At 34.0% G+C, this 13,871-nt stretch carries 9 protein-coding genes and 3 pseudogenes; 7 read left to right on the top strand and 5 right to left on the bottom strand.

The window, feature by feature from the left end; translation table 11 throughout:
• Positions 1-474 precede the first annotated feature (474 nt).
• The 5 genes and pseudogenes from ACE38P_RS01400 to ACE38P_RS01380 form a co-directional block, all read left to right on the top strand.
• The gene (locus ACE38P_RS01400; protein ID WP_374699372.1) at positions 475-600 is read left to right on the top strand and encodes a hypothetical protein; all 126 of its coding nucleotides are present in this window, start codon (positions 475-477) and stop codon (positions 598-600) included.
• A gap of 242 nt (positions 601-842) precedes the next feature.
• Complete coding sequence (locus ACE38P_RS01395) at positions 843-2,189, top strand: IS110 family transposase (protein WP_353280896.1); 1,347 nt, start codon at positions 843-845, stop codon at positions 2,187-2,189.
• Complete coding sequence (locus ACE38P_RS01390) at positions 2,164-4,326, top strand: hypothetical protein (protein ID WP_374699371.1); 2,163 nt, start codon at positions 2,164-2,166, stop codon at positions 4,324-4,326. The genes ACE38P_RS01395 and ACE38P_RS01390 overlap by 26 nt, the downstream gene beginning before the upstream one ends.
• A gap of 51 nt (positions 4,327-4,377) precedes the next feature.
• A complete protein-coding gene (locus tag ACE38P_RS01385) occupies positions 4,378-4,593 on the top strand; it encodes a hypothetical protein (RefSeq protein WP_265015153.1) in 216 nt (71 codons plus the stop codon).
• A 105-nt stretch (positions 4,594-4,698) separates the two neighbouring features.
• Positions 4,699-5,271: pseudogene (locus tag ACE38P_RS01380) on the top strand (transposase); the annotation flags it as partial.
• Positions 5,272-5,376: 105 nt separating this feature from the next.
• On the opposite strand, the pseudogene ACE38P_RS01375 reads toward ACE38P_RS01380, so the two are convergent.
• The 3 genes and pseudogenes from ACE38P_RS01375 to ACE38P_RS01365 form a co-directional block, all read right to left on the bottom strand.
• Positions 5,377-5,544: pseudogene (locus tag ACE38P_RS01375) on the bottom strand (JAB domain-containing protein); the annotation flags it as partial.
• A gap of 490 nt (positions 5,545-6,034) precedes the next feature.
• Entirely contained in the window at positions 6,035-6,421 is a 387-nt protein-coding gene (locus tag ACE38P_RS01370) for a helix-turn-helix domain-containing protein (RefSeq protein ID WP_374699820.1), read from the bottom strand.
• 97 nt (positions 6,422-6,518) lie between these two features.
• Entirely contained in the window at positions 6,519-6,917 is a 399-nt protein-coding gene (locus ACE38P_RS01365) for a helix-turn-helix domain-containing protein (RefSeq protein WP_353281775.1), read from the bottom strand.
• Between the two features lie 113 nt (positions 6,918-7,030).
• Here ACE38P_RS01365 and ACE38P_RS01360 point away from each other — a divergent pair.
• Positions 7,031-7,941: pseudogene (locus ACE38P_RS01360) on the top strand (Rpn family recombination-promoting nuclease/putative transposase).
• Positions 7,942-8,054: 113 nt separating this feature from the next.
• Here ACE38P_RS01360 and tnpC read toward each other — a convergent pair.
• On the bottom strand, positions 8,055-9,437 hold the full coding sequence (tnpC, locus tag ACE38P_RS01355; RefSeq protein WP_374699327.1) for an IS66 family transposase: 1,383 nt from the start codon (positions 9,435-9,437) through the stop codon (positions 8,055-8,057).
• Positions 9,438-9,592: 155 nt separating this feature from the next.
• A complete protein-coding gene (cifA, locus tag ACE38P_RS01350) occupies positions 9,593-11,017 on the bottom strand; it encodes a cytoplasmic incompatibility factor CifA (protein ID WP_374699370.1) in 1,425 nt (474 codons plus the stop codon).
• 290 nt (positions 11,018-11,307) lie between these two features.
• Between cifA and ACE38P_RS01345 the strand changes: the two genes are divergently transcribed.
• Complete coding sequence (locus ACE38P_RS01345) at positions 11,308-13,689, top strand: hypothetical protein (RefSeq protein ID WP_374699369.1); 2,382 nt, start codon at positions 11,308-11,310, stop codon at positions 13,687-13,689.
• Positions 13,690-13,871 lie beyond the last annotated feature (182 nt).

The raw sequence follows: 13,871 nt of genomic DNA, 5'->3' as shown, positions 1-13,871 counted from the left end.
AGCGTGAGAACTGCTTGTTTTGGGATGGATTGGTCTACCACGCAACCTATGCGAACTTTCCTTTATAGTAATTTTAATACAACACGAAACTAGCTATTTTAGCCTACTTTCACCAAATTTATATACGAACTAATTTGCTCAAGCTTATGGAAATAATTTAAATCTTCTATTTTTATAACCTTATTTTTACGCAACGTGTTCTCACAAATATATGACCTTTTTTGCAATTTCAGAAGAGTCAATAATTCGATTCCTTATAACACTAATTAGTATGGTCTTTTCATTAAATTTATCCGCTCAAAAAGACTGTGCTTTATTCACCTGCTTTAATGGTATTATAATATTTTACACCTAAACCTACTCTATAAAAATTCACAATACGAATTAGTAAATAGATTATATTCAAATTGATTGTATTTATGATATATAGCGCATACAATATATTACTTGTTTATTTTAGTAGGGGGTATAGGTATGTTTAGTTTAAAGCAGGTAGTACAATATAATTTATTTGGTAGTAACGACCTTGAAGGCAATTCATCTTGTGAATTTGAAGATTTTCCTGAAGAGGTATTTGAGATTAGCATCGGACAGATATAAAACCTGTCAAACCAGAAAGAAACTCCTATTTTCTACTTTTTTGAATATAATTTTACGGAGAAGCGCTTCTGCAGTTATAGCCGAATAGGCAATGGTGCCTTAGTGCCCGTAGGTTAGCATGGTTTTGGAAGGAACGATCAAACCACTGATGGAGTCTTTGAGACTACCTCGATTAGAAGAGCGTATAATTCAACCGTTCCAAGCTGAAGTGCTTTTCAACTATTATATGATGGAGGTTAGAAATGGCAAAAACAAAAAGTAAATTAGAGGTAATGAACCCTGATGCGGCAGGAATAGATATTGGTTCATCTGTGCATTATGTATGTGTACCAGAAGGAAGAGATAAACAGAATATACAAAAATTCTGCTGCTTCACAGAAGATCTTTATAACTTAGCAAAGTGGTTAAAGAGGTGCAAAGTTACTACAATAGCCATGGAATCAACAGGAGTGTATTGGATCCCTTTGTTTCAAGTACTTGAATCATATGGATTTGAAGTAAAATTAGTAAACGCAAAATATGTTAAGAATGTGCCTGGAAGAAAATCTGATGTTCAGGATTGCCAGTGGTTACAACAACTGCATAGCTATGGACTGCTTCAAGGGTCATTTAGACCAGATAATCAAATTTGTGTATTACGCAGCTACGCTAGACAACGAGATAACCTAATAAAAAGTGCAGCAGCACACATTCAACGTATGCAAAAAGCGTTAATTCAAATGAACATTCAATTGCATAAGGTGATAAGCGATATAACAGGAGTTACTGGCATACAAATTATTAAAGCAATACTTGAAGGTGAAAGAAATCCAGAAAAATTAGCTGAATTAAGAGATGGACGAATAAAAAATGATAAATCTACCATTGCAAAAGCATTAGCAGGAGACTATAGAGAGGAACACCTGTTTACACTAAAACAAGAGTTTGAGCTATACAATATTTATCAGGAAAAAATAGCAGAATGTGATAGAAGTATTGAAGGATATTATAAAACATTTGAGACAAAGTCAGGTGGGAACAAGCTATGTAATAAAATAAAGCGTAAGTCTACAAAACATAGGCCAAACTTTGCTATACACGAAGAACTGCATAGAATTACAGGTAGGGATTTCACAAAAGTTCCAGGACTTGATGTAGTAACCATACAAACAATAATTTCAGAAACTGGCATAAACCCTAATAGATGGCGGACAGAAAAACACTTTTCATCGTGGTTAGGGCTCAGCCCTGCCAATAAAATTACAGGAGAAAAAGTGTTTAGCACAAGAACGCGTAAAGTCATTAATCGTGCTGCAAATGCATTTCGAATAGCTGCTCACTGTGTATCAAGAAGCAACAGCGGAATAGGTGCGTACTGTAGAAGAATAAAGAGACGACTAGGTGCACCAAAAGCAATCACGGCTACCGCAAGAAAACTAGCATGCATTTTTTATAGTATGCTAAAGTATGGGCAAGAGTATGTTGAAAAAGGAATGAACTATTATGAAACACGTTACAAAGAGAGAGTTAAAAAAAACTTGATCAAAAAAGCACAGGAATTTGGCTACATCTTAGTTCAAAAAGATGAACTGGTTGAGGGAGTTTCTTAGAAGCAATGAAGAAAATCAAGCAATAGATAGTTTGAAAAGTAAAATAGAAAATCTACAACAAGAAAATTTTGATCTTAAAAAAAATGTAGAGTTACAAAAACACTATAAGAAAAGAGTAGAAGAGTATTACGAAGAAGTAAGTGAACTTACCAGAGAAATGCAAACCCTGGAAGGGAAAATTAAAAGGCTTGAAGTTGAATTACAAAGAAGGACGAGAAATTTAACTGAAAATGATCAAGACATCGAACAGCTAAAACAGAAAGTAGAAATATTATTATTAGAAACTCAGAACAAAAGTGATATAATTAAGAACTTAAATAATCAATTAAAAGAGGCAAAGAATGAAATTCAGTTAACAGACAAAATAAATGAAGAATTACAGCAAAAACTGGTTTTGACTGAAGATGAGTTAAATAGAGTAAGAAAAGAAAGTACAGTGCTGATAAACAGTATAGAGGATTTGAAAGGTGATTATGAAAATCAGATATTAGAAAAAGAGAAGGAGCTTAATGATGTAAGAGATCAATTTTGTATTTATTTATCAGAGTATAAAGAACTATTTGCAGAATTCAATAGACTGCAGAAGGAAAACGAAAGTTTAAAACAGAAAAATTTCTATATTAGTAATGAAGTGTCTCTTGCAGATGAAATAAACAAAGAAAACGTAAGAGAAGAAATAGCAAAGCTTCAGTTTGTACCTGAAGTGAAAATTAAACATATTATTGATAATAATGACCAAGAATCAACCTTACCAGATAGAGAAGCAGAAAATTATCGAACAAGTGAAGATAAAAACCTTGAAAATACTGATTTCGAGATTGGAGTATGGAATGAAGCTGACGATGAAAGTAGCGATGACCAGAAATCAACCTGGCTATATGGAAAAACAGAAAATTGTCGAACAAGTGAAGATGAAAACCTTGAAAATAATGATTTCCCAATTGAAGTATGGAACGAAACGGATAGTGAAAGTGACGATGACAACAATGTTAGCCCTTGCCCTGATTATGATGAAAGTTTTGGTAGGCGTTACAGTCAACTATTCTATGATGAAGCCATAATTCATAAAGAAAAAGATACTTTTGTTTTAATTCGTCAAAAAGATTCTTTTTCTTTAGCGAAAGTAAAACCGAATACAAGAGAAGAAGAAAAGTATGAAAGTATTTGGCAAAAAATAAATAAGATCCATGATTATCTGGACATTTTAGGTTACTCTGGTAGCGAAGAAGATTATGAGGAGTGCGAAAAAGAACTTGATAAAGTTATAAACGAAGCACTGAAACAAGGAATAATGTTCACTTTTCCATATAAATCTGATATGTCCTTGATAGATCGTATAGCTGACACATTCCCAAAGCTATATTTATCTGCTGACACTACTCGAATTTATGAGTTTTTACACAAGAAAAAAATATTTCAGATAATATCAGAAGGTGCATCTTTAAACAGATTTAGCGATGAAGAGCATGGAGATGTAGTAAACGTAATTTGTTCAGATAAAGATACCTTAGGTCAGCGAAAAGCAAACCTTTCAAAGCTGAAGGAGTTAGCACTTGAAAGTATTATAAGTAAAAGTGAGCAAATTGATAAACATGACTTTGAACTAGAAATAGATAATGGATATTTTTGTATAGATTACCCACAAAATAGTACTATTGAAGTTGCAAAGATATTCAATAATCAAAAAGCTAAAGATTTAAATCTAAATATTGGTATAGTTCAAGTTGGAAAAAGTATAATTAGAGTTGAAAACATAGAAGGAAGGAGAAATTATACAGACATCTCAGGAGATATCATTGAAATGTCTTTTACCACTGAAGTAGGAGAGATCAGTATTCATCTATGTCCTAATGAGAAAGATAGTAATAAAATAGAGGTGAGGCTTGTCGATGAAGTAAGATTTAACAAATTAGAGAATAAATCAAGTTTAGGGCTAAATTGTCTATTAGGGGGGAAAAGTGTTTTAACAGCTATAGAATATGGGTATTTTAAAAGAAATAGCAGCGTATTTGAAGAGTTAGATAAGGCTATTAAACAGTCAGATTATACAATAGAAAATCCATCTAGCTTTCTAGAGGGGGTTAATAAAAATCAACTACTCAAAGTAAATGCAAGGGGATATGGTCCAGGATTATGATAATACAAATTATCTGCATTATACTAAAATGTAAAAACAAGAGGAGCGAAGATGCTTTTTAATTTAGAGCCAGGCAGTGTTGGTTATAGTGATAAACATAGGATTGGAACTATCAAAATAAATGATAAAGAAAGAAGGAACTATAGCCCTTCTCATAATAGTCCAAAAAGAGTAAGATATGGATTTATAGTAGTGAAGGTAAGGATGCCAGTAGCATATAGTTATGACTTAAGGAAAAGGGTAATGGAAACGTTGGAGGTGGTGTAACAAGCTTTTTGCCTACCATTTGTCTATTAAGCTTGGGAGTGTTAAATAAACTGTGTCAAACCGAGAAGTAAAGTAATAAATTGATAAAAAAATGGAGGTTTGACAATGAGTCAAGCAAACGCAACTACCGGTTTGGTAGACTATAAAGAATTAGAAACAAATATCTTATCATCTATACGAGAAGGAAGACCATTGACAGGAAGAGATGGAGCATTAACACCATTTATAAAAAAACTGCTAGAGGGAAGGCGAGATAGAAAACCATTTGTCAGCTGAAAGCGAAGAAAACAACCGAAGAAATTCAAAGACTTTACGGACAAGTATTTGAACTATTGACACCAAGAGATAGAGAAGGAAGTTTCGAGCCACAAGTAGTCAGAAAAAGGCAAACAACCGAACTTGAAGCAAAGGTTTTAAGTACATATGCCAGTGGCATGGGATATAGCATCGCATGTAGAAGAAATATAAAATATCTGCAGCAGAGATATCAAGTATTACTGACAAATTGTTACCGGTAATCAACGAATGGCGCAGTCGTCCGCTGCAATCTGTATATCCAATAGTGTTCATGGTTTTTTAAGGTCAAGGAGGACGGGCATTGTGTAAGCAAATGTATGTATAACATATTAGCAAAATGGCAGAAAAGAAGTTTTGGGTTTTTATTTGGCTGAAAGTGAAGTTCTGGTTGGGAGTACTATAGCCCTTCCCATAATAGTCCAAAAAGGTCATAAGAAAGAAGAATCGACAGCATGAAGAAAAGATTTGAATAATTGATAATGCCTTTTTTACCACTTTCCTTTCAGATAAGTGTACTTCATCTATTGTACCAAAATACACTTCATCTCTTATCAGACGGTGCTGTTTATCCAAGTATATTATCTGAACAGCTTCTTTTGCTGAAAAGCCTATATTTACCCTTACATACTCTATCAGCTTTTCTTGGCTATCCATTACAGGTCCTCTCTTTAATCCTTCTCTTAGTGCTCTTTTATAAGCTTCTTTAACACATTCAATTGCTGCGGCTGCATGTTCGGTCATTCCTTCTATCATTTTCAGATCATCGATTTCTCGCCCTAAAATTTCTCCTATTCCTGGGCAATTATCCATTATAGTTTTAGTAACATCTTGTGCTTGCTTTCTGTCGTGAACTGCTCCTAGAAGTACTGCCACTATTTCGCGATCAAATAGAGCACTTCCTCCTCCACTTTGTAATACTTTCTCTATTTCTTCTGTAAGTTTTTTACCATTATTCATAAAATATACTCCTCGTTAATAACAAATTGTTTTTAATTATTTACTGCTGTTTTTTATCAGCATTGGCGTAGAGCCATAGCTTTCGAGTGAAGTCAAATCAATTTTTCAATCTTTTTTACTTATTTTTTCATGAATAAGTAAAGATATTAATATATATTTGTTTTCAAGTTATGTAAAAAGGTTGTTGTTAATCAATTATTCTAGAAATAACATCAGTAGAAAAACCTAACTGAAGTAAATTATTTGTAACTTTCATTTCCTCTACTTTATCAATCTTCTCTTTGTAAATTTGCTTTCTTTGCAAGAAAAATTCTACCCATATATTTAGCTCATCTCGTGATTCCTGATTGTCAATTTTTCTATATTCTCTTGCCAAACTTAATAATTCACTTTCTCCTTCGCAATCACTTTCTTTGTACTCCTTTATTAGATCTTCAGCATCTACTGACAATTCTCTTGCTATCTCCCACAACCTTTCACTTAAAAGAGTAACGTTACCTTGTTCATAGTGATGTATCTGTAAGGGCCCTACATTAAGCTTTTTTGCTAATTCTTCTTGCGTATATCCTCTTATTATTCTCCATTTTTTTATCTCTTGTCCTCCGTTTGGCTCGTATCTCTCTTTATCAGCATATTCTTCAATTGATAAGCCTGTTACTCGATAGATAACCTCAGCCTGCCTTAACTAGATTCCTTGCAATTCTTATTCTTGCTGCTTTTACATTACTTTCTTCTTCAGCTCGGACAGATTTGGTTAACATATAAATTGCTTTGCGTCCTCCTGTTTTTTCTATGAAATTATACATTTCCTGGGTCTTAGCTTTATCAAAACAACTGTTTTCTTTTAGTACTTTTTGTCTTGGAAAGAGATTTCTAATAGGGATTGATAACGACTCTGCTAGGATTTTTAGCCTTCCAATTGGAATGCCACATGCTCCTTGCTCATATCTTAGCAGTGTATGATAGTTTATGCCTGCCTTGTCTGCTAAGTTTTTCAGGGTATATTTTTGTTTTAACCTCCAGCTCCTTACTTTTTGTGCTATCTGGTACCTTATCGAGGTATTTGTCATAAATATTATACAGGTTAATACTACCAAATAAAGATATACAAAATGTTTGCATTTTAGTTGAATATTTCTTCAGAATTGTGTATAATTATTAATGCTTTTTAACTTACTTTCTCATGGCTCTTTCGAAGTTTCTTGACGCACGCAACGATTATGCATTGAAAAGAATATTTGGCACCGAGAAGAATAAAGATATCCTCATTCATTTCTTGAACGATATTTTAGGCTTTACTGGCTTAGCGGCTATTCACGATGTTGAATTCTTAGCTACCATTTTAGACCCTGAAGTTGCCGCTAAAAAGCAGAGTATTGTTGATGTTCTTTGTAAGGACTCTCAAGGTTCCAGATACATCATAGAGATGGAGTTCACTAAAACTAAGGGCTTTAAAAGCGTGCTCAATATTATGCTGCTAAAGCCTATTCAAGTCAAGCAGATCAAGGTGATGATTATCATAACCTCAAGGAAATTATCTTTATTGCTGTTGCTGATTGTATTATTTTTCCAGATAAGGCTGAGTACAAATCTAATCATGTCATTTTAGATCAAAATAGCTTTGAACATGACTTAAAGGATTTTTACTTCGTATTCATAGAACTACCAAAATTTACGAAAAACAAAGAAGACCAACTAGAAAATATAGTAGAAAAATGGTGTTACTTTTTTAGATACGCAGGAGAAACAAGGGAAGAGGATCTAGATAAGATAGTTGGTAGTGACCTAATAATAAAACGAGCTTATGAAGAGATGAATAAGTTTAATTGGTCAGAAGAAGAGTTATTAGCATATGAGCAAATGAAAAAACGCATAATGGATGAGATTGCTGCTTTTGCTCAAAAATTTGATGAGGGTCTTAAAGTTGGTCAAGAAAAAGGTAGACAAGAAGGCATCCAAATCGGCCATGAAAAAGGTAAAATTGAAGGTAAAATTGAAGTTGCAAAAAACTCACTCAAGGCCGGTGTTTCTATTGATGTTATCGCTGAAATAACCGGCCTTTCTTTAGATGAGATCAAAAAATTAAGAGACTAACTTAGCTTTATCCTGAATCAAATGACCTTGAATAGAAGTATTACTTAAATAACTTTGTGACCACTAACTTTTATATTTTGTGCTCTCTAAAAGTATCCGTTCAGCAGAGTGGTTTAAGAAACGATAGATAGAAGATTGTGAAAAGGGTTTAGCCTCCTCTGTTTCCATGTTAAGTATAACGAAATTATTTGCTCAAGGAATGAGTTTCCTCGTTCTGATTGTGTAAAATATGAATTTTTGCGATAAACGACATAATGCCGTATTTGCCGTTCAGCGTGATTATTTGTCAGCGGAGTATTTTCTGGGTCATCTAAAAATTTCCACATCATTCTTTCAGATTTCAAAATATTCTTTGCAACTCGAGACGCTCCAATTGCTTCAGGTAAGCGAGATATTTCCTTCAAATAATACCTTGTACGTTTTCGCAATTTCTTGGCACGTCTAATAAATCTTGAAACATCTATCTCATTTTTTAGTAAAGCTTTTTTCAGTGCAAATAACTCAGTGGCTACATTTCTCAAGTAACAGCCCAGAACTTTAACTTCAAATTTCCAACTATGCGCTAATCTTTCAAAATCCCTTGCTAAGTGTGCCCAACAGATTTGCCTTCTTTCATTAGCAAAGTAGTTGTATGCTGCATATCTGTCGGTTACTACCAAGCTATTACGATTGCAGCATACACTATTTTTTAAAACTTTCATTCCCCTTGACTCTGTCAACTTCACAAAACTTGCCGTATTGCTTGCAAACATCCAACACCAAGCGAGTTTACCTTTGTTATAATGGCTCGTTTCATCAATATGTAGAACTTTACTCCTACTTATCTCTTGTTCGATCTGCTCATACATTTTTTTGCATTTTGAAGCAACTCTATGTTCACTATTTGATATGCTACCGACGCTTATGTTCAAATTGAAGATATCATTTATGATGCTAGCTACTTCGCGCTTTGAATTTTTATAAAACCCACTGAGTGCTGCAACTACTGACTTAACCCTTGGGCCAAATGTATCTGGCGTAACACCCTCTGGTAACTTGCTACTTCTTCTTTTTCCGCATCTCTGACAACGGCCATGTTCCAACTGATATTCCATTACATAAGCCTTAATCTCCGGAAGATCTACTTTCTGATGAATATAAGGTTTTTCGCATATTGCAATCTTCCCTCCGCATTCGCAAGTAGGTGACAACTCTATCTTTATCACCTCATCTGCTTCCATTTTAGCACGATAATTACCCTTATGCCCAACTTGACCACCAATCTTTCTTTCGCTTTTTGGCTTTTCCTTTTTCATTTTGTATAATTCTTTTGAATTGGGAATTGATGAGTTTTTTGAATTTAAACCTAGCCTTTCCTTTAATTCAGCGTTCTCTATCTTTAAAGCCTCATGCTCTGCTTTTAAACTTTCATTCTCTCTTTCCAATCTTTCTATTTTTGCTTCTAACTTTTCTATTTTTTGCTGTAAATTTTTGCAGAGTTCTAAAAGGTTTACCATATTACCTCATATTTACCCTATGATTATCTTTATTATCTTGCTTTGTCTACCTTATTTTGCCGCTCTGCTGAACGGACACCTAAACTTCTTATTAAAGACACAAAGCACCTCTCTATTTGCTAAGACCAGAAAAACCACTCACATTAATGAGTAGACTAGATTCTTCTTTTCTTATGAGAACCAGAAATACCACTCACATTAGGAGCTTCAAACTCAGACTGTGGGCCATCACCAGAACCATCAAGTGGCAAAGATACCTTAGATTGAGACCGCAAATTATTCCAAGGACCATCACCTACAGAAGGTAAAGTTACTTTCTCTAACTGAAGAAATAACTCTTCTGCAAACTTGCCGTAATCTACACCTTTCCTCTTTCCTTCCCTACCACATATTCTAAGATTTTCTATCATGACTTCTTTAAAAAGGTCAAACTTTTCAGGAAAGCAACCTTTGGCAAATGAAATCATATCTAATATTTCTTCTTTCTCTATTTCCCTATCGGGCTTACAAACATCTTCTCGTTTCCAATTAATGATTAATCCCCCAAGTACACTCTTTATAGGAACTGTATAATTAGAAGTATTAACAGAGGTCTCTCTGTATTCAGCAAAGCGTTCACATTTCCAAATCTCCATAATAAGGGATCTAGCTTGAACACTTAACTCAGGATTTTTCAACATCACATTTGAAAGTGAATAAAGAAAAAGTTCATAGTCTTGCTGTGAGAATATCTTGTCCGAACAGTCTCCTCCTGCTGAAACGCCTTTATAACACCAGTACTGTACCAAATCATGAACCGTATCAAAAAAACATGACTCTATTAATTCAGCAAGAAGGGAATATACTCCCTTATCTTTCTGCAATAATTTCTGTAAAAGAGTATCTTTATCGCCTATATTCCTTACACAAAAATCTAAAATAGGAGCGTCTTTCTCAACAGATTGAGGACGAGAAAGAGCAACAATAGCTTCTGTAAGCTTCTTCTCCTTATCTTTTTCCTCTAACTGATTATAAAAATACTCTACCCCTTCGCTCCACTTAAGTTTTACAGCACTGTCAAAACCTTCTACTGCATCATACTTCTTTAATTCCCCAGATTCTCTATCGATCCAGAAATCAAACACAGGACCATTTCTCTTCATGGATGATAGCAGAATGTTTCTTACATATTGATCACTGATCGGATTACCTTGACTATCTACCTCTTCTGAAGTAAATTGACCTCTAGAGAGTACAAACTGTTTGTTGAAAAAATCACCTATCTTGCCCGTTATACAGTACCTAGATGCCATACCATACCTTGGTAGTGGGTTATCGATTTCTCCTATTTTCTCTTCAGTCAATTTCTGACCTAAAACAGTATTATTTAACCTTGTACCTAACCAACAACCTTCATCTCGAAAAACATTATATAAGAATTCCAGCTTATCATCCTTAAAAAGTTTGATATACTCTATATAGGTCTCGACCCACCTTTTAATAGCTAACTTTCTTCCAGCCGCAATGTCACGATCTGTATGTTTTATCACATCTTGTAGCTTTTTAAGCACTTCAGGCTGACGTTTTGTTTCTATTGGCATTTAAACCTCCCTATATCATGAAAACAACGCTATGGTACTAAATTTGTAACTAAGTTACAACACCTAATTACTCCAGAAAGACCTATTTGATACCCAAACGTTCTGGTCAGGCCTAGAGAAATCTGTCTGGAATTATTGAGTATTTTCTAGAAATCTTAATTTGACAGCTAACACCAGGTTTTCTGGAGACTATAGGTGATGCACTTTTTCTATTTATATTCCCAAGAATAAGGTCAGTAGATATGTTGTTTTCCAGAAGAATATTAGTAAGATTAATTGGAGAAGTGCTTATGACTTTAACTAAGTGTGTTTTAACTTCGCCCTTAAGTTCTGTTCAGCAGTATCTGTTAGTGTTAGGTAAGGTTATGGTTGTAAATACAAAATCCGATCAGCAGAGGGCTGAAGATGATCTATATACTGTTTTGAGATTCAAAGAAAAAGGAGATTTTGAAAGACGGATAAGAGAACTGCTTGTTAACGATTATAAGAAACTTAAAAAACCACTGAGCAAACTCCTTGGTAAGTTAGAAAGTAAAATAAGGACTGATAAAGAGAATAACCAAGCAGCCAGAAACGTTTATGATCAAATCAAAAAATCTAAAACTAATGAAGATAAATTAAGTAATTTATTGAACTTTAAAAAACAGCTAAAAGCTTTCCTAAAAAATCAAGATGATTGTAGTATTGTGTTAAATGCGATTGACTCTGCAAGTGTTATCCCTGTTATTGAAGTTAATGGTGTGCATCCAAAAGATAGTGAGATCAAAAAGTTAAAAAAAGCTCAACCTCTCACCTCTAACAGACAAGACTTTGAAGAAGCTCTAGGATACATAGAATCACAAGAAAAAGTTATGGGGATTACATTAGAGGAAATTATGGAATACAAGCAACACTCTGTTAAGATTTTTCTACTGAACCGTGTTCATTCATGCAAAAATGGGCATTCTCAATTGCATCCTGATGTAAAAGAAGCTATAGCAATATTATCAAATGATAAGCTGAGAGCTTTCTACGATGAAGAAGTAAAGAAGAAGACGCTACAACCAATATTGTCCTACAAAGAATGTGAACAATTATATGATAAAATTAACTATGAAAAAAATGAATCTCGTATTATAATCGAAAGAGAAGAACTTGGAGAGAATGTTAGGAGGGTAATGGGAGTGAAGCGCTTTACGAATGAAAGCAGTAGAGAAGATCAGAAAAATGGTACTAGTCCAACAGGAACTTCTACAAATTATAGACAAGAGCAAGTTGCCTCTAGTGGTGATAGAACACTTTATAATAGTGATATACCTTCACTAGGTAGATCGATTAAGAGCAGCCGAAGTGCACTGTTTATGCCATTTGGAGCTTCTGTTGATACGAGTACCCCGATTAAACCTGCCAATCCATCTAACCTAGTTACCACTGGTGAGAATTATACTAGTAATGCAGATCTGAGTGATGAATTGAACGTAAGTGAAGTAACTAAAATTGTTGAACGAATGGAGCTATTATCCAATAGTTTAAAAAAAATCCAAGAAATTGTGGAAAAGCTGGGTAATACTACACTAAGTGAAGAAGTGATAGTTCATGAGAGACATTTCAAAAAGTTTATGGATTTTGTAGGAGAAATTCTCGTAGATATTGGTACAAGATTACCACAAAGTGATTCTAAAAGCATGTATCTTGAACAAAAATTGAAGAGATTGGAAAAGATGAATGAATCCTTAGATAACAGTGTTCAAGAGTTAGAGAAAAAAGTAGATAAACTTGAAAAAGAGAATAAAGATTTTCTAGCAGAAAATGATGAACTTAAGGAAAAACTTGCTACAGCGAAAGAAGAAAAGGAATTGCTATTTAATAAAAAAGAAAAGATGCAGGAAGTTATAAATGGGCTGAATGAGAACAATCAACGATTAATGCAAAAAATAAATGGGTTAGAAGATGATTATGAGTATTTGTTAAGAGCGGAAAAGACAAAAAGAGAAACCGAAGATTCGTGTATACAAGTGGAGGATGCAGATATACCGGAAGGAAAAGCTGAGTTATGTAAAGACTATGAAATTAAACTAGTAAAGCTGGAACAAGAGATAGATGCAAAAGGGAAACAATGTGAGGAATTGCTATTAGAAAATAGTATATTACGAGGAAATATAGAACGATTAAAGGAAGAGAATAAACGATTAGAAGGCATTGAAGAAAGCTTTAGTATCGATCCCTCACATTTTTGCTCTGTAAAAAATTTGCATGATGAGCTTATTCTAGCTAATGAACAGCCGGAAAATATTGATATATCAATCCAGGATGAGATGGATTCAAAAGTTGCCACTGAGTCTGTGGGTGTTAATGTAAAACAAGGTTATAGTAAAAGGACTAGCAACCTATCTCGAGTCTCTGAACAAAGTTCAGCAGTAAAATCTCAATTCTCAGAAGCAAGAGCTCAGAGTAGAAAGCAAATAATTTATGCCTCTGCTTCTCTTATATTATCTGGAGTATTTGCTGTTGGCACAAGTTTAACAATGTCTCATTTAGGAATATCTATTTCACTTGCTTTGACTGCATTAACTTTCCTTACATTGGGATGTTATTGTTCATATAAGGCAAGTACAACGCTTAGGAATATTGAACTTGATCGAACTTTTAAAATGGCTGATCATGAAGCTGTTTTTATGGTTCCCAGCTTATAACTATGTGGAAAAATATATTGTTTTACTCACCCCAAGAAAAGAGATAATGGGAAAGATAAAAAGGTCTATCAGTTCTCGGTGCGGCAGATTAATTTCTGACGGTGATATAGAGCATTACTTATTTCTCTAGAGAATAGGGAATTGGCGAATAGAGTTCTAGGTGTAGAAGGAGATATAGATGA

It is taken from the genome of Wolbachia endosymbiont (group A) of Limnophora tigrina (assembly GCF_964263225.1).
GTDB lineage: Bacteria > Pseudomonadota > Alphaproteobacteria > Rickettsiales > Anaplasmataceae > Wolbachia.
The sequence above is the reverse complement of the archived record's forward strand: the minus strand, read 5'-3'. Positions and strand labels throughout refer to the sequence as shown.